This window comes from Paenibacillus sp. J14, assembly GCF_000518465.1.
Lineage (GTDB): Bacteria > Bacillota > Bacilli > Paenibacillales > Paenibacillaceae > Fontibacillus > Fontibacillus barengoltzii.
The window spans coordinates 1-17,159 of sequence record NZ_JADQ01000052.1 but is presented as its reverse complement, the minus strand read 5'-3'; the positions used below and the strand labels follow the sequence as shown (position 1 = coordinate 17,159).

Here is a 17,159-nt window from a genome sequence, read left to right as displayed (position 1 = left end):
AGTCAAAATGATTTTTTCAAAATGATTGTTTTGTAATTGCAGCGTTAAAGTTTCATGAGTTTCAAGACTTTTTTCATCATTAAGGAGGAAACACGAATGCCACTTACAGACAACAATTCGATCGACAATCTCTCGATCACCACAATTCGTACGCTGGCGATCGACGCGATCGAAAAAGCGAAATCCGGTCATCCGGGCATGCCGATGGGCTCTGCTCCGATGGGTTATCAATTGTTCGCCAAAACGATGGTCCACAATCCAGATGAACCAACCTGGATCAACCGCGACCGTTTTGTTTTGTCCGCTGGTCATGGTTCCATGCTGCTGTACAGCTTGCTGCACCTGTGCGGTTATGACCTTCCGATGGAAGAAATCAAGCAGTTCCGTCAATGGGGCAGCAAAACGCCAGGCCATCCAGAGTATGGTCACACTGCCGGCGTTGATGCAACCACCGGTCCGCTGGGCCAAGGTTTGGCGATGGCCGTGGGGATGGCGCTTGCCGAAACGCAACTGGCCGCGACCTACAATAAAGGCGATCTGAAAGTCATCGACCACTATACGTACGGCATCTGCGGCGACGGCGACTTGATGGAAGGCGTAGCCAGCGAAGCTGCATCGCTTGCCGGTCACCTGAAGCTGGGCAAGTTGATCTTCCTGTATGACTCCAACGATATCTCGCTGGACGGTAAGCTGAACCTCAGCTTCTCGGAAAATGTACGTCAACGCTTTGAAGCTTACGGCTGGCAAACGCTGCGCGTCGAAGACGGCAACGATCTGGCTGCAATCGAAGCAGCGATTGAAGAAGCTAAACGCGATACCGAACGCCCAACGCTGATCGAAGTGAAGACGATCATCGGCTACGGCAGCCCGAACAAGCAAGGGAAAGGCGGCCACGGCGGTACGCACGGATCTCCGCTGGGACCTGAAGAAGCGAAGCTGACGAAAGAAAACTATAAATGGGTTTACGAAGAAGATTTCTATGTGCCGCAAGAAGTGCGCGAGCATTTCGCTAAAGTCAAAGAACGCGGTATCGCGGCATATCAAGCTTGGCAAGAAACGTTCAAGCAATATAAAGCACAATATCCAGAGCTGGCGGCTCAATTCGAGCGCGCGATTGCGGGCGACCTGCCATCCGGCTGGGATGCGAAGCTGCCGAAATACAGCCCGTCGGACAAAGCCGTTTCGACTCGCGTTGCATCCGGTAACGCACTGAACGGACTGGCTCCGAACGTGCCTCAGCTGCTGGGCGGCTCCGCTGACCTGGAAAGCTCGACGATGACGCATCTGAACGACCTGGCAATGTATACGCCGGAAACCCGCGACGGCCGCAACCTGTACTTCGGCGTACGCGAGTTCGGCATGGCTGCAGCGATGAACGGGATCATGCTGCACGGCGGTTTGAAAGTATTCGGCGGTACGTTCTTCGTGTTCACTGACTACCTGCGTCCAGCTGTACGTTTGTCCGCTCTGATGAAGCTGCCGGTAACTTACGTGCTGACGCATGACAGTATCGCGGTTGGCGAAGACGGCCCAACGCATGAGCCGATCGAACAATTGGCTTCCTTGCGCATCATCCCTGGCTTGACGGTCATCCGTCCGGCAGACGCAAACGAAACATCCGCAGCATGGGCTTATGCCGTAGAAAATAAAGCGAATCCGGTAGCTCTGGTGCTGACGCGTCAAAACTTGCCGATCCTGGAAAGCACGGCGGAAAAAGCACGCGAAGGCGTGAAACGCGGCGGCTACGTTGTATCCGATGCGAAGGACGGCAAGCCGGTGGCTCAGATCATCGCGACAGGCTCTGAAGTTCAACTGGCCGTCAAAGCGCAAGCAGCCTTGGCTGAAGAAGGCATCCATGTTCGCGTCATCAGCTTGCCAAGCTGGGATCTGTTTGACAAGCAAGATCAAGCTTACAAGGACTCCGTCATCCTGCCGGATGTCAAAGCCCGCGTAGCTGTAGAAATGGCACATCCGTTTGGATGGGAACGTTTCGTCGGCGAGAAAGGCTCGGTCATCGGCATCGACAAGTTCGGGGCATCCGCGCCTGGCGACAAAGTGATTGCAGAGTACGGCTTTACGGTTGAGAATGTCGTGAGCCATGTGAAAGCTCAATTGAAATAATGGACGTGTAAGTTCACCAAGCCAGGTTAAGGTCGGCTTGGTGAACGACCTCTTGTTAGGGGATGGAAGGGAGAGGGGAACGTGACCCAGCAACTGCAAAATGTGACTGTAGATAAGCAAGCTAACATATATTTCGACGGCAAAGTCACGAGCCGGACCGTATGGCTTCCTGACGGAAACAAACTGACGCTGGGGATCATGCTCCCCGGCGAGTATGAATTCGGCACGGATTCGCTGGAAGTGATGGACATTTTGTCCGGGGACCTGAAGGTACTGCTTCCAGGCGAAACGCTGTGGCGCGAAATTAGCGGGCGTGGAACGTTCACCGTTCCCGCCAAGTCTTCCTTCAAGCTGGAGGTGCGCAGCGTGACGGATTACTGCTGCTCTTACGGAGCGGGAGCCGAGGCGTAAGCCCCTTTGGCAGGATAACAACCAAAAAGGCAGGTATCAGCGAAAGAATTACAATCGCTGAACCTGCCTTTATGTTCCTCTTCTGTTCGAACCGGCTGTTGATTATTCGCCGATTTGCTTGCCGATCCAGGCTTCATACACTTTGACGATGGAGGAGAGATCCTCGTCGCCGAAGCCTTGGGTTTGCCCCGCTTGGAACAGGCTCTTGGCCAGATTCAGCATCGGGGCCGGGATGCCGGAGCCGTCGGTTAACGAAGATGCGAGCTTCAAATCTTTGAGCATCAACGCCAGTGAGAACTGATTCGTAAAATCATGTTCGATGATTTTGCGGCCTTTCAGTTCGGCGGCTTTACTGCCGGCGGAGCCCAACTGCACGAGCTCCAGGAATCGGTCGGCTGGCAGACCGGACTTGGCCGCGATGGCAAAGCCTTCGGCCAGCGCCAGGTTGTTGATGCCAACGATCGTGTTATGGGCCAGCTTGGCGACGGCGCCGCTGCCGTTGTCGCCCATGTGCAGCACTTTTTTGCCCATCGTATCGAATAGATCCATTACTTGCGCCAGTGTTTCCGCTGAGCCGCCGACCATAAAGACGAGCGTGCCGTCGATGGCGGCCGGTGAGCTCCCGGTGACCGGGGCGTCAAGGAACGAACTGCCAAGTGCAGCAATCTGTTTAGCCAGACGTTGGACGAGCGCTGGTGAGATGGTGGAGCAGTCGATGACCGTGGTTCCTGATCGAATTCCGGCTAAGACACCGTTATCCCCTTCGTAGACTTCGATAATGGAATCATCATTGCTGACCATCGTAATGACAACGTCCGCTCCAGCGGCAGCTTCCTTTGGTGAAGCAGCTACAGTAGCACCCAATTCGGTTAACGGCGCCGCTTTAGAGGCGGTCCGGTTATATACAGTTACAGGATAACCTGCGCGAAGCAGGTTCGAAGCCATCGGTGCACCCATCGTCCCGAGGCCGATAAATCCGATTGATTTCAAGTTCGTCACCAACTTCCTATAAGAATTGAACATCATTTAATTATTTTAGCACGGGTTGTGGAAACCTGTATATTGTGCCCTTGTCATAGCTGGGAAATTACAGTATCCTAGGTTTAAGTTATTTGAGGCGGCGTTCAGCCGGATATATTTACCAGATTGCAGCTACCAGCAGATATTGAACGTTTCCTCTTGGATAGGGCCAGCTTGATAAATATGAGAAAGAGGAGAGTATCAGCAATGTCCAAAAAAGTGACTTTTGACTACAGCAACGCCCTGCAATTTGTTGGGCAACATGAGATCGATTATTTCGCCGAGCCTGTTCGTGTCGCTCATGAGCAATTACATAATGGCACCGGAGCAGGTTCCGACTTCTTGGGTTGGATCAATCTGCCGACCGATTATGATAAAGAAGAATTCGCTCGTATCCAGAAGGCAGCCGCCAAAATCCAAAGCGATTCCGACGTTCTGATCGTCATCGGGATCGGCGGCTCTTACTTGGGGGCGCGCGCCGCAATCGAATCGCTGTCCCATTCGTTCTATAACCTCTTGCCGAAGGACAAGCGTAAGACGCCGGAAATTTATTTTGCCGGAAACAACATCAGCTCCACTTACGTAAATCACTTGCTTGAACTGATCGAAGGCAAGGATTTCTCCGTGAACGTTATCTCCAAATCGGGGACAACTACGGAGCCTGCGATTGCTTTCCGTATTTTCCGTGCAGCCTTGGAGAAGAAGTACGGCAAGGAAGAAGCGCGTAAACGCATTTACGCGACGACCGACAAAGCAAGAGGCGCGCTGAAGAAGCTGGCTACCGAAGAAGGTTACGAAACCTTTGTCATTCCGGACGATGTGGGCGGACGTTATTCCGTATTAACTGCGGTTGGGCTGTTGCCGATTGCGACGGCAGGTATTAATATTGAAGAAATGATGCAAGGGGCTGCCGATGCACAGAAGGAATTCAGCAACCCGAACTTGGCTGAGAACATGAGCTATCAATATGCAGCTGTCCGGAACGCGCTGTACCGGAAAGGGAAAGTTACAGAAATTCTCGTAAACTACGAGCCTTCCCTCCACTATGTATCGGAATGGTGGAAGCAGCTGTATGGTGAAAGTGAAGGTAAGGACTACAAAGGGATTTATCCGGCATCGGTTGATTTCTCCACCGACTTGCACTCCATGGGTCAATTTATCCAAGAGGGCAACCGGAATATCTTTGAAACGGTCATCCAAGTAACCGAGGTGCCTAGCCACATCACGATCGAATCCGATCCTGCGGATTTGGACGGTTTGAACTTCCTGGCTGGCAAAACGCTGGACTTCGTGAACAAGAAGGCGTTCCAAGGTACGCTGCTGGCGCATACAGACGGTCAAGTTCCGAACTTGGTTGTGAATGTGCCGGATTTGACGCCGTACTCCTTTGGTTACCTGGTGTACTTCTTTGAAAAAGCCTGCGGTATCAGCGGATACCTGCTTGGCGTAAATCCGTTCGACCAACCGGGCGTCGAAGCGTATAAGAAGAACATGTTTGCGCTCCTTGGCAAACCGGGGTACGAGAAGGAAAAGGCTGAACTCGAAGCACGTCTTTCCAAGTAATCTACGTCATTTCGATTAAATGTTTATCAGCGCCAGAAGCAGTTCACCGGCAAGTTCCGGAGGAGCTGCTTCTTGGCACATTCATAAGGATGGTCTCATATGCTAGAACAGTACAAGACGGTCAGGCAATCCGGAGAGAAGGAAATCGTCATCAAGAAATCAAGGTTCATCGGACATGTGAAGCCGGTGGAAACCGAAGCTGAAGCGATCCAGTTTATCGAGGAAATCAAGAAGAAACACTGGAACGCGACACACAACTGTTCCGCTTATATGATTGGGGAACGGGACGAGATCCAGAAGCAATCCGACGACGGAGAGCCAAGTGGTACGGCCGGCAAGCCGATTTTGGAGGTGATCAAAAACCAGGGCCTCAAGAACGTTGCAATCGTCGTAACCCGGTATTTTGGCGGGATCATGCTAGGGGCGGGCGGCCTGATCCGTGCATACACCGACGGAGCTGTCGCAGCGCTTGAAGCAGGTGAAGTCATTACCCGCGTATTACACCAAGAAGTGTTTGTTGAGCTGGATTACACCTGGCTGGGCAAAGTGGAAAATGAACTGCGTAACCGCGGCATCCGTACGGGAGAGACGGAGTTTGCGGATAAAGTGACATTATGCTGTCTGCCGCTTCATCCGGAGGCAAACGCCTTCATGGATTGGATGACCGATTTGACGGGTGGTCAGGCCGTGATGACGGAAGGTGACAAGGTTTATTTTATTGAAGGGGAATAATGCCTATGGCAAGAAGAGCAGTTGATCAGGAGTTGTCGAGAGAAAGAATTATGGAAGCGGCCCGTCATTTGTTCATTACCAAAGGGTACCGCGGAATATCCATGAGGAGCATCGGTCAGCATTTGGGATACAGCCACGGCTCGCTATATTATCACTTCAAGGAAAAGGCCGAATTATTTTACGCCATCGTTGTAAAAGATTTCGAGTCGCTTACCCACCTGTGCGAGCAAGTGACAAAACGCCCCCCAGCTGACGGGCTGACCAAAGCGGAACAGCTGATGCTGGAATTTATTAAATTTGGCTTGGAGCATCCGCACCAATACGAAATCATGTTTATGCTCAGGGATGAGGAAATCCTAGCATACTGTCGCAACGAACAAGCTAAATGTTTTAATATGTTCGAGTCGCTCATTCGCAGTTTTCTGCAGGAAGAGAAGCATCCGCTGGAGAAGCATCCGTCTCTTCCGCTCAGTATGTTTTTGGGTATGCATGGATTTATCTCTTACTACATCCAAGATCGACTGACCTTTGAAGAGATTAAGCCGGCTGCTGTCGCCCACGTAAAGTTATTAAGCCACAGCGTTTACCGTGTAACGTCATAAGGCGTTTTTGTTTTCACTTCGCACTTTATCCAATTACACCAGTATAGCATCAATACTTTATAACACTAATTGACAAAACCGGCAATCCGAGTTGAAGTTCATCGGGAAATGCCGGTTTTGCGTTTGGGATTTGGCGAAAAAAGCCGTATATTCCGCTGTGGGGGTACTTTTTTTCAGATTGACGAAATGCCTGGGCTTTGGTAATCTATTCTTAACATTAATCCAAGTAAATTTATCAGAATTCAACGAATGATAAAACGGATTTGGGCAGCATTGGGATGAACGGCAGCAACTTGACTTGGGCTTTCGATATTGGAAAGGATGTGGGGTTTGGCATGCATGTAGAAGTGCGGAACTTAAATAAGCATTTTGGCAGCTTCCATGCCGTTCGAGATGTGAGTTTTGGCATCGAGAAGGGGCAACTCATCGGCTTGCTGGGGCCGAGCGGCGGCGGTAAAACGTCCATTCTTCGCATGCTCGCGGGTTTGGAGCAGCCGGATGAAGGGGAGATCCTGTTCCATGGACAGCGGGTGAATGAGTTAAAGCCGCAGGATCGCGGAATCGGCTTCGTATTCCAGAGTTATGCCCTCTTTAAGCATATGACCGTATTCGATAATATCGCTTTTGGGTTGCAGGTGAAGAAAGTCCCGAAGGCAGAAATACGGGAGCGGGTGATGGAGCTGGTTCAGCTGACCGGGCTGAGCGGATTCGAGAACCGCTACCCGCATCAGCTATCCGGCGGGCAGCGACAACGGGTTGCTTTTGCCCGGGCCTTGGCGCCGCAGCCGCAGCTCTTGCTGCTGGACGAACCGTTTGCGGCGATCGATGCGAAGATCCGTCAGGAACTGAGGTCGTGGCTGCGTGAGCTGATCGAGCAGGTGGGCATCACCTCCATCTTCGTTACCCATGACCAAGATGAAGCGATTGAAGTTGCTGATGAGATTATGATCATTAACCAAGGCCAGCTGGAGCAGAAAGGGACGCCTTGGGATATTTATAAAGAGCCGCAGACCCCATTTGTCGCCTCGTTTATTGGCCAATCCACGCTGGTGGAGCGTGCCGCCGATCTGAAGGGCTTCGAGGAAGAATGCGGAGGGCCGGCGACCAAAGCGTTGATTCGTCCAGAGTACATTGAAGTGGGGAACGAGCATGAGTTTACGTTGCTCTCCGCAACCGCCCCGGGTGTGGTGAAGCATCTCCACTTCCGCGGCAGCGAATGGCTGGTGGAGGTCGAGGTGGGCGGACATACACTGACAACCTTCCGTTCCCTGGAGAAGGAAACGTTGAAGGCCGGACAAGAAGTACGCGTGTTGGTGCACCGCGCTTATCTGTTTGACGACGAACGGAGCTGGATTCTGGAAAATCCGTTGAAGCGCGAACCGCTCAGCGTGATCATTTAAACCTAAAGGGCTGTATCAAGGAAAGCGTCTGCGGCTTTCCACGATACAGCCCTTTAGTTGTTATTTCATACCGGAAATCGAATAGTTTTCGATAATATGTTTTTGGAAGATGATGAAGATGATGATGATCGGAACGACCATAAATGCGGAGCCCGCCATCTGCAAGGCGTAATCGCCTCCGTACTGGCCCTTAAGCAACTGCAGGCCAACCGACAAGGTATACAGGCTCTCGTCGTTCGCGATGATCAGCGGCCAGAGGAAGCTGTTCCAACCGGCGATAAAGGTCAGGATGCCTTGAACCGCCAGGATTGACTTGGAAATCGGCAAAGCGATCTGTACGAAAATGCGGAATTCGCCAGCGCCGTCCAGACGGGTAGCTTCCATCAGCTCGTCGGGAATCGTCGACATGAACTGGCGGAACAAGAAGATGCCGAAGGCTCCGACTAAGCCCGGTAGTACAATCCCAACCATGGTGTTAGTTAAGCCCATCATGTTCAGGATCAGATAGACCGGAATCATCGTGACCTGTCCGGGAATCATCATGGTGGCCAAGACGAGATAGAACAGACCATCCCGCCCCTTAAACTTGTACTTGGCGAAAGCAAATCCGGCCAGGGCGTTCAGGAACAGGCCCAGGAAGGAGAAGACAACAATGATTAACGTATTGCGCAAATAGACGCCAAACCGCATGTTCTCAAACAGTTCTTGGAAGTTCTCCAGCGTGAACTGGTGGGGCCATAGGGTAGGCGGGATTTGCGCTACTTCGCTTTCCGGTTTAAATGACGACAGGATCATCCAGACGAATGGCAGCAGCATCAGCAGGCCCATCACACCGAGCAGAATTCCGACCAGCCATTGCAGCGCTTTATCGCCCGAGGTTCTGGTTTGCATATGTGTACACCTCCCGGGATGACATCAGACATCCGCTTCCTTGTTTTGAAATTTGAATTGAATCAGCGTGATCAGGATAATCGCGAAGAACAGAATAAAGGAGCCTGCCGCAGCATATCCAAATTTGCTGAATTGAAAGCCGTTGTTATAAATAAACAAAGCTACGGAGATCGTGCCATCCAGCGGACCGCCTTTGGTCATGACAAAAGGTTCCTCGAAGAACTGCAGCCAGCCAATCATCGTGGTGATGGACACAAAGAAGATGGCGAAGCGCAGCAGCGGAATCGTAATCGACCAGGTCTGCCGCCAGTTGCTGGCCCCGTCGATTTGCGCCGCTTCATAATACGTTTTCGAGATGCCTTTGATCGCAGCGATGAAAATAATCATGTTTAAGCCAATCGCCCGCCATACGGCCAGGATAATCAGCGAGATTTTCGCCATGACCGGATCTTGCAGCCAAGGGACAGACCCGATCCCCAGCGAGTTCAAAATATAGTTGAGCAGTCCCAGCGACGGGTTGTATAGGTAGCTCCATACGACGGCTACCGCCACGACGTTGGTAACCGACGGCATATAGAAGATGACCCGAAATGCTTTGAAAATACGGGCTTTACCGAAGTTGATCAGCAAGGCGATCAACAGGGAAATGATGATAACGAGCGGTACGCCGATAATAACGTAAAATAACGTGTTAAAAATGGATTTTTGAAACGATGGGTCCAACAGCACTTCCTTATAGTTATCGAAACCTACAAAGCTGATGTTGGAGAGGTCGGCCAACCCGGCTAAATCCATGTCGGTGAAGCTGATCACCAGGGCAATGGCGATCGGAAGCAGCGAAAAGAGCGCCAGCAAAATCAAGGTCGGCGCAATGAACAGGTAGGGTGCATTTTTTTGCGATAAGCCTTTCATCTCGGATCACTTCCTTTATTCAGCGCGTCTAAGCTAACGTCACCACCTCTGCCCGCCGGGGAGCCGGAGCTGCCGACGGGCTGGAGGCGGTATGGTAAAGCTTTCGCTTACTTACTGAGGATTTTCTCAGCTTCGGCGTTGAAGGCGTCCATTTCTTTTTGGACATCCGCGCCGCCGCGAACGATACGTTCAAAGCTCTTCAAGTAGGTTTGAGCAATTTGCTCCCAAGTGGTGAGCAGCGGCATCGGTTCGGAATGCTCCAGCTGCTCTTGCAGCGCCTGATAGTTCGGATCGTCTTTGAGGGACGGATCTTCCCAAGCTTTCAAGTTGGTCGGCAGCGATTTGGTCAGCTGCATCCACTTGATTTGCGTTTCCGGCTTGCTCATGTATTGAATGAACTTCAAAGCTTCGTCCTGATGTTTCGTATATTGGAATACCGACAGATCGGAGCCGCCCAGCGCGGAAATATTGTTCTTCTTCGCCGGCAGCGGAGCCACCGCCCATTTGCCTTCCAAATCCGGTGCTTGCGTCTTGATGGAGTTAATCATCCAAGGGCCGCTGATGAACATCGGAACAACGCCCTCGCCGCTAAGCCCTTGTACCGGGTCCAATCCGAGGTCAATCGGCGCGGATCCGTCCTTAAAGAATCCGTTCAGATATTCCACAGCTTCAACGAACTCCGGCTGGTTAAACAGCGGCTTGTTCTGTTCGTCGAGCAGCTTGGAGCCGTTCTGGCGGGCGAACATAAACGCCAGCGATTGCTCGTTCATATCGATGCTGATCCCGTATTTCCCTTTGCCGCGGTCAGCCAGCTTCTTCGCTGCATCGCGAAGTTCATCCCATGTTTTTGGCGGTTGGTCATAGCCCACTTCCTTCAACAGGTCAGTCCGGTAGAAGAGGACGCGGGTTTCGGTATACCACGGAATCCCCACGATTTTACCGTCATATTTGGTCGTGTTTACGGCACCCGAATAAAATTGATCCTCTTTAAACTCCGGATACTTGTCCACCACCGAAGTCAGATCCATCAGCGCGCCGGCATTCGCAAACTCCGGAATCCAGGTTGTCCCCATTTGGATGACGTCCGGACCTTTCTTCGAAGCGACTGCGGTCAGCAGCTTGTCATGTGCATTGGACCAAGGCAGGGCTTGGACATCCACCTTGATGTTTGGGTTCTCCTTCATGAAGTCGTCGGCGATTTGCGGCAGCGATTTGGCTTCATCGCCCATCGCCCATACGCTGATTTGCACTTGTTTGTCGCCGCCGTTTGCGGCCCCATTCCCGCTGCCGCCATCCGCCGCGTTATCTTTCGAACCGCAGCCAGCAAGAAGGCTAGCGAGCACCAGTGAGCTGGCAATCAGGGTAGTTGCTGTTTTTTTCCACATAAGGATCGTCCTTTCTGAAAATAATAGCTGTAAGTAATATGAGACATTATTTAACTTTTTTATGCAAAACAGATGAGCCGGCCTTGAGGACAGCAACACCTCCTTCTCAAGTATCGAAATGAGTCCCCTTGAAATAACAAAGTTGATGTCGCCAGTTGCGCGATCATAAACAGGTGAAACGTTTCGATTTCGAAAAATATAAACCCGGTTCCTAGAAAACCAGAACCAAGTGAAACGTTTCGACTAATTATAAAACAGATTGTAATCGTATTCAATATCTTTTTTTCGGATTATTACCCGATGCTCAGTTTGTTAAAACGACTTTATTGAAACGTTTCTATAAATTATGAAATCTCCTTCTATGAAAATTGACGGATTTTTTGATTCGATATATAATCCAACTATTCAAATAATCGAAACGTTTCACCGATATGCTATTAACCATAATCTTTATACCGAAAAAGGTGGGGAACCCATGACACAACAACCCATAGAGAATTACCTGAAGCAGATGACCCTGGAGGAGAAGGTTGACCAGTTGCTGCAGCTTGCCGTCCCGTTCTTTGAAGGAGCTCAGACGGAAGGGGAAATCACAGGTCCGATGCAGGAACTGGGCGTAACCGAGGAGACGGTGCGAAACACAGGCTCGGTTCTTGGATTATCCGGGGCGCAGGAAGCAATCAACGTGCAGCAGGCGCATTTGAAGAAGAACCGTTTAGGTATTCCACTATTGATGATGGCCGATATCGTTCATGGCTTTAAAACGATCTTCCCCGTACCGCTGGCCATCGGCTGTTCTTGGGATTTGTCTCTAGCGGAGCGAAGCGCTGAGATTGCTGCGAGAGAAGCCGCCGTGTCAGGGGTTCATGTTACGTTTGCCCCGATGGTCGACCTGGTGCGCGATCCCCGGTGGGGGCGAGTCATGGAATCGACGGGCGAAGATCCATACCTCAACAGCGAATTTGCTCGGGCATTTGTCCGCGGCTTCCAAGGACGCGATTTGCGGAGCGATACCAGCCGGGTGGCTGCCTGCGTGAAGCATTTCGCCGCTTATGGTGCGGCTGAAGGCGGACGGGATTATAACACCGTCGATATGTCGGAACGGCAGCTCCGCGAGACTTATCTGCCGGCTTACAAGGCCGCGTTGGAAGAGGGCTGCGAAATGGTCATGGCGTCGTTTAATACGGTGGATGGCATTCCGGCAACCGGTAATCGGCGCTTGTTACGTCAGCTGCTTCGCGAGGAATGGGGCTTTGACGGCGTGATTATCTCGGATTGGGGCGCAGTCAAGGAATTGATCCCGCACGGAGCTGCAGCTGACGAGAAGGAAGCGGCCCGCCGCTCAATCGAAGCGGGCATCGACATCGAGATGATGACCACCTGTTATATGAAGCACTTGACGGAGCTGGTGAAGACCGGGGTGGTTGAGGAAAAGCGGATTGATGAAGCTGTGCTGCGGATCCTGCAACTTAAAGAGAAGCTGGGGCTGTTTGACAATCCTTATCGCGGTGCAGATCCGAAGCGGGAAGCGGAGATCGTCTTCTGTGACGAACACCGGGCCGCTGCCCGCGAGCTGGCAACCAAATCCTGCGTTCTGCTCAAAAACGACGGCGTGCTGCCGCTGCGGCGGGATCAGTCCATCGCGTTGATTGGTCCGTTTGCGCAAAGCGGCGACATTCTTGGGCCGTGGTCCTGGCAGGGGTCGACGGAAGCGGCGGTTCGGCTCTATGACGGCCTCGTCGCGAAGGCAGGCGCAAGCCGCATCGTTGTAGCAGAGGGATGCGGTATCGAGGAAGGCGATGAGCGCCAGCTTGAGGAAGCGGTGGCTGCAGCGGCTCGCGCCGATGTGATCGTGCTGGCCTTAGGCGAAAGCTCGGAAATGAGCGGTGAGGCAGGAAGCCGGGGAGATATCCGGCTGCCGCAGGTGCAGCTGGCGCTGATCGAGCGCCTGGCTGAGTTGGGCAAACCGATGGCGGCGGTGTTGTTTAACGGCCGGCCGCTGGATCTTCACGGCGTAGCGGATCGCGCCCATGCCGTGCTGGAAGCGTGGTTCCCGGGCAGCGAAGGCGGCCACGCGATCGCCGACCTATTGTATGGAGACGTACAGCCGTCGGGACGGTTGTCGATGTCTTTTCCCTATGCTGCAGGGCAAATTCCTGTGTACTACAACCATTTCAACACCGGACGTCCGAAGGGAGCGCCAGATGCTCAGATCAGATACGTTTCGCAATATTTGGACATGCCAAACGAGCCTCTATTCCCGTTTGGATTCGGTCTTAGCTACACCACATTTGAATATGGCGAGCCGGAACTTTCGACAACGGTGATGACACCTAAGCAGCCGCTAACCATCAAGGTGAAGGTGACGAATACCGGATCGGCAGCTGCTGAGGAAACCGTACAACTCTATATCCGCGATATCGCGGGGGACGTGGTTCGACCGGTCAAGGAGCTGAAGGGATTTCGCAAAATCTTGTTGCAGCCCGGGGAAACGCAGGAAGTCACTTTTGACATCAACGAGGCGCAGCTGCGATATCATCACAGCGATTTGACTTACAGCAGCGATGCGGGCGAGTTTATTGCCTTTGTAGGTCCCAACAGCCGAGATGCTGCCGGCGTGCGATTTATTTTGCAAAAATAGAAATCATCATAAGGATCAAAGGAGTGGAAAGGATGACGACAGCAACGGAGGCGAGGAAAGTTCTTCGTGCGGGGGACTTGACCTTTACGTTATGGAACAGCGGCGATCTGTACGAAATGAAATATCGGGACATCCTGATGAATCAGCTGTTATCCGGCCCGGTGGAAGGATCGATGAACAATCTGTATTTACGGCTGCATCATCCCGAAGGGATTCGGGCCATTCCCTTACTCGGCATTCGCTCGAACAGTCGGCTGAGCTTTGGAGCGGATCGTGCGGTTTGGAAAGGGGAAGTCGAAGGGATTCAGTACGAGGTCGTTTTGAGACTCGATTCCCGGGGAATTTGGTTCTGGGATGTTCGGTTGGAGGGGCAAACCACGGTTGAGGTCGATGTGGTTTATGGCCAAGATATCGGGCTTGCCGAACCGGGAGCGGTGCGAAGTAATGAAGCGTATATGTCACAATACATTGACCATACCGTCTTTCAACATGAACGGCGAGGGGCGGTCATCTGCTCGCGGCAAAACCAGCCGCAGCGCGGGAAATTCCCATATCTGCAGCAAGGGGCGCTGACTGGAGCAACGGGATTTTCGACCGATGGCTTTCAATTTTTTGGGTTGTCCTATAAGGAGACGGATCACCCCGAAGCGCTGACGTGCAAGGAACTGGCGAATGAAGTATATCAATATGAATTTGCGTACGCAGCGCTTCAAACAGGTCGTCAGGTGCTGAATGGGCAAGCGCGGGTTGTCTTCTACGGGCTGGTGTGGGAGGATCATCCGGAAGCGATCGAGACGTTGGAATTCGAGGAGTTGATTGAAGATGCGTGGCGCGAATTAGAGGCCGCTCCTGGAAATGCGGTTGAGGCTGCAGCTTCCGTAGCCTTGGCGAAGGAAATTGGTGAGCCGTTGTCGGGTTTACCGATGGACGACGCCGAAATCGAGGCTGCGTTCCCGCATCGTCAGCACGAGGAGCGGGATGGCGGGCAGCTGCTGTCCTTCTTTACGGATACGCACGAGCATGTCGTTTTGAAGGCCAAAGAACTTCGAGTCGAGCGTCCGCACGGCATCATCTTGATGTCCGGCGGGAACGACCGGGTGGGCGGCGAAGTGCTCACCACAACTTCGTACATGTACGGCGTCTTTAATTCCCAAGTCGTCGTGGGCAACACCTCGTTCCACAAGTGGGTATCCAACGTACGTAACGCGCTGAACGTATCCAAAGCGTCCGGGCAACGGATCTATGTGGACGTGGACGGAGTGTATCGGCTGCTGACGATGCCGTCGATGTTTGAGATGGGCTTTAACTATGCCCGTTGGACCTATAAACTAGCGGACGATACAATCGTGATCACCAACTATACCGCAACGAATTCCCCGGAACTTGCGTTAAACGTCGTATCTAAAAACGGCCGAGCGTACCGTTATTTGGTGACCAACCAAATCGTGATGAATGATGTGGAGTTTCAACGTTCTTTCCTTATGGAGCAAAAAAATACGGTGCTGACGTTCCGCGCCGACCGTGAAGCGCTGTCTGCTTCCGTCTATCCGGACCTGGCTTACCGGATGCACGTGACGGGAACGGGCTTTAGCGTGGTTGATGAGCGTCGGCTGGCTCCGGGTGCCGCGCCGGGCAGCTCGTCACTGGTGGTGTTGGAAACAGAGCCTAGCAGCCATTGGACACTGACGGTGCAAGGGCTGCTGCACGGCGGGGAATCGCAGCCAGCGATTCAGGAAGTCCAGGAAGAAAGCGTTCGGTATCGTGCGTTTTTGAGCCGAGTGATGAACGGTTTCCGGTTATCGCTGGAGGAAGCGTCCGCACCTGCAGCTCAGGAGCTGCAAAAGCTTAATACGCTGGCCTGGTGGTATACGCACAATATGCTCGTTCATTTCTCGGTGCCTCACGGGCTGGAGCAATACGGCGGGGCGGCTTGGGGAACCCGTGATGTGTGCCAGGGGCCGGCGGAATATTTTTTGGCGACGCAAAAATACGAGGTGGTCAAGGACATCCTGAAGACGGTGTATGCTCACCAATATGAGGACGATGGCAATTGGCCGCAATGGTTTATGTTTGATCGGTACTTCCGGATTCAGCAGGAGGAGAGCCACGGCGACATCATCGTTTGGCCGCTGAAGGTGCTAAGTGATTATTTGACGGCGACCGGGGACTATGGACTGCTGGATGAAAAGGTTCCGTATACGGTCAAAGGAAGCTTTGAACCGTCTGCTGCACCGGCGACGATCCGCGAGCACGCGAAGAAGGAAATTGGCTATATCCGCAGCCATTTCTTGCATGACACCTACTTGTCTTCCTACGGCGACGGGGATTGGGATGATACGCTGCAACCGGCGAACGCCCAGCTCAAGCGCTTTATGAGCAGCAGCTGGACGGTGGCGTTAACGTACCAGACGTTCCGTCAGTTGGCGGAGGCGCTGTCGGAAGAGGAACCGAGTTGGGCGGAGGAACTTGCGGAGCTGGCGGTGGGCATCAAGCGTGATTTTAACAAGTATATGCTGAGCACCGAAGTAATCCCGGGCTTCGTCTATATGGAACAACCGGGCCAAGCCGAACTAATGTTGCATCCATCGGATACGAAAACGGGAATTCATTACCGCCTGCTGCCGATGACTCGCAGCATGATCGCCGAGTTGCTTACCTCGGAACAGGCGGAAGCCCATTACGGCGTGATTAGAGAGAAGCTGTACCATCCGGATGGCGTACGGTTGATGGATCGGCCGGCCAAGTACCGAGGCGGTGTAAGCACGCACTTCAAGCGGGCGGAGCAGGCGTCCAACTTCGGGCGTGAGATCGGACTGCAGTACGTCCATGCCCATATCCGCTTCATCGAAGCGATGGCGAAGCTGGGCAAAGCCGAGGAAGCCTGGAGCGGATTGCACAAGATTAACCCGGTGGGGCTGAAGGATGTCGTGCCAAATGCGGAGCTGCGGCAAAGCAACGTCTACTTCAGCAGTTCGGACGGTAAATTCGCCACCCGTTACGAGGCGGAGGAGCGGTTTGATGAGCTGCGGAGCGGGAAGGTGCCGGTGAAAGGCGGCTGGCGAATCTATTCCAGCGGCCCCGGAATCTATATGAACCAGCTGATCTCCAACTGCCTAGGCATTCGAGTGCAAGGGGAGAACCTAATCATCGACCCCGTGCTGCCGCCGCATTTAGATGGACTGCGGTTTGAATTTGCGTGGATGGGCATCCCCACCACGTTTATCTACCACCTGAAAGGCCAAGGCCGCGTGGTGCGGATCAACGGCCAAGAGATCCCGGTCCGGGAGAACCCGGGCTTTTACCGGAGCGGCGGCGTTCGGATCGGCCGGCAGGATTTTGCGGCGTTCGGGTCGAATGATCATAACGTCATTGAAATTTGGATGTAAGCTGAATTCAAGATTCGACGTCGAGTTTGCATCTAAGAAACTCATCGTGATGGGAAGAACACTTTTTGAACTACCGAGTAAAATAGAGGTTCAGA

At 52.8% G+C, this 17,159-nt stretch carries 12 protein-coding genes; 8 read left to right on the top strand and 4 right to left on the bottom strand.

All coding sequences use genetic code 11. From position 1 onward, the window contains the following. Positions 1 to 96: 96 nt before the first annotated feature. Together tkt and ppnP are read left to right on the top strand one after the other, a co-directional pair. Entirely contained in the window at positions 97 to 2,121 is a 2,025-nt protein-coding gene (tkt, locus tag M891_RS0117570) for a transketolase (RefSeq protein ID WP_016313084.1), read from the top strand. An 81-nt stretch (positions 2,122 to 2,202) separates the two neighbouring features. Next, on the top strand, positions 2,203 to 2,532 hold the full coding sequence (gene ppnP, locus M891_RS0117565) for a pyrimidine/purine nucleoside phosphorylase (protein WP_016313083.1): 330 nt from the start codon (positions 2,203 to 2,205) through the stop codon (positions 2,530 to 2,532). 102 nt (positions 2,533 to 2,634) lie between these two features. Here ppnP and M891_RS0117560 read toward each other — a convergent pair whose 3' ends face one another. Then, the gene (locus tag M891_RS0117560; RefSeq protein WP_028539739.1) at positions 2,635 to 3,522 is read right to left on the bottom strand and encodes an NAD(P)-dependent oxidoreductase; all 888 of its coding nucleotides are present in this window, start codon (positions 3,520 to 3,522) and stop codon (positions 2,635 to 2,637) included. Between the two features lie 237 nt (positions 3,523 to 3,759). Here M891_RS0117560 and M891_RS0117555 point away from each other — a divergent pair, with 237 nt between their 5' ends. The 4 genes from M891_RS0117555 (at position 3,760) to M891_RS0117540 (ending at position 7,849) form a co-directional block, all read left to right on the top strand. Next, positions 3,760 to 5,115: a glucose-6-phosphate isomerase gene (locus tag M891_RS0117555; protein ID WP_016313081.1), complete on the top strand. Its 1,356-nt coding sequence runs from the start codon at positions 3,760 to 3,762 to the stop codon at positions 5,113 to 5,115. Positions 5,116 to 5,214: 99 nt separating this feature from the next. Beyond that, positions 5,215 to 5,847: a YigZ family protein gene (locus tag M891_RS0117550; RefSeq protein WP_028539738.1), complete on the top strand. Its 633-nt coding sequence runs from the start codon at positions 5,215 to 5,217 to the stop codon at positions 5,845 to 5,847. A 5-nt stretch (positions 5,848 to 5,852) separates the two neighbouring features. After that, complete coding sequence (locus M891_RS0117545; RefSeq protein WP_016313079.1) at positions 5,853 to 6,449, top strand: TetR/AcrR family transcriptional regulator; 597 nt, start codon at positions 5,853 to 5,855, stop codon at positions 6,447 to 6,449. A gap of 335 nt (positions 6,450 to 6,784) precedes the next feature. Further along, positions 6,785 to 7,849, top strand: a complete 1,065-nt coding sequence (locus M891_RS0117540) for a sulfate/molybdate ABC transporter ATP-binding protein (RefSeq protein WP_028539737.1) — start codon at positions 6,785 to 6,787, stop codon at positions 7,847 to 7,849. Positions 7,850 to 7,909: 60 nt separating this feature from the next. Here M891_RS0117540 and M891_RS0117535 read toward each other — a convergent pair whose 3' ends face one another. The 3 genes from M891_RS0117535 to M891_RS0117525 all read right to left on the bottom strand — a co-directional run bounded on the left by M891_RS0117535 (position 7,910) and on the right by M891_RS0117525 (position 11,037). Then, positions 7,910 to 8,740, bottom strand: a complete 831-nt coding sequence (locus M891_RS0117535) for a carbohydrate ABC transporter permease (RefSeq protein WP_016313077.1) — start codon at positions 8,738 to 8,740, stop codon at positions 7,910 to 7,912. Between the two features lie 24 nt (positions 8,741 to 8,764). After that, the gene (locus M891_RS0117530) at positions 8,765 to 9,652 is read right to left on the bottom strand and encodes a carbohydrate ABC transporter permease (protein WP_028539736.1); all 888 of its coding nucleotides are present in this window, start codon (positions 9,650 to 9,652) and stop codon (positions 8,765 to 8,767) included. A gap of 107 nt (positions 9,653 to 9,759) precedes the next feature. Continuing rightward, positions 9,760 to 11,037 (bottom strand): sugar ABC transporter substrate-binding protein, encoded by a 1,278-nt coding sequence (locus M891_RS0117525; RefSeq protein WP_028539735.1) that lies wholly within the window; start codon positions 11,035 to 11,037, stop codon positions 9,760 to 9,762. Between the two features lie 475 nt (positions 11,038 to 11,512). On the opposite strand from M891_RS0117525, the gene M891_RS0117520 reads away from it, so the two are divergent. Next, entirely contained in the window at positions 11,513 to 13,678 is a 2,166-nt protein-coding gene (locus M891_RS0117520; protein ID WP_028539734.1) for a glycoside hydrolase family 3 N-terminal domain-containing protein, read from the top strand. A 32-nt stretch (positions 13,679 to 13,710) separates the two neighbouring features. Next, entirely contained in the window at positions 13,711 to 17,064 is a 3,354-nt protein-coding gene (locus M891_RS0117515) for a GH36-type glycosyl hydrolase domain-containing protein (RefSeq protein WP_028539733.1), read from the top strand. The last annotated feature ends 95 nt before the right edge of the window (positions 17,065 to 17,159 follow it).

Excerpts from the sequence above, each read along its gene's own strand:
- tkt (WP_016313084.1), top strand. The coding sequence starts at position 97 with ATGCCACTTACAGACAACAATTCGATCGACAATCTCTCGATCACCACA.
- M891_RS0117550 (WP_028539738.1), top strand. The coding sequence starts at position 5,215 with ATGCTAGAACAGTACAAGACGGTCAGGCAATCCGGAGAGAAGGAAATC.
- M891_RS0117540 (WP_028539737.1), top strand. The coding sequence starts at position 6,785 with ATGCATGTAGAAGTGCGGAACTTAAATAAGCATTTTGGCAGCTTCCAT.
- M891_RS0117520 (WP_028539734.1), top strand. The coding sequence starts at position 11,513 with ATGACACAACAACCCATAGAGAATTACCTGAAGCAGATGACCCTGGAG.
- M891_RS0117555 (WP_016313081.1), top strand. The coding sequence starts at position 3,760 with ATGTCCAAAAAAGTGACTTTTGACTACAGCAACGCCCTGCAATTTGTT.
- M891_RS0117535 (WP_016313077.1), bottom strand. The coding sequence starts at position 8,740 with ATGCAAACCAGAACCTCGGGCGATAAAGCGCTGCAATGGCTGGTCGGA.
- M891_RS0117545 (WP_016313079.1), top strand. The coding sequence starts at position 5,853 with ATGGCAAGAAGAGCAGTTGATCAGGAGTTGTCGAGAGAAAGAATTATG.
- M891_RS0117530 (WP_028539736.1), bottom strand. The coding sequence starts at position 9,652 with ATGAAAGGCTTATCGCAAAAAAATGCACCCTACCTGTTCATTGCGCCG.
- M891_RS0117515 (WP_028539733.1), top strand. The coding sequence starts at position 13,711 with ATGACGACAGCAACGGAGGCGAGGAAAGTTCTTCGTGCGGGGGACTTG.
- M891_RS0117525 (WP_028539735.1), bottom strand. The coding sequence starts at position 11,037 with ATGTGGAAAAAAACAGCAACTACCCTGATTGCCAGCTCACTGGTGCTC.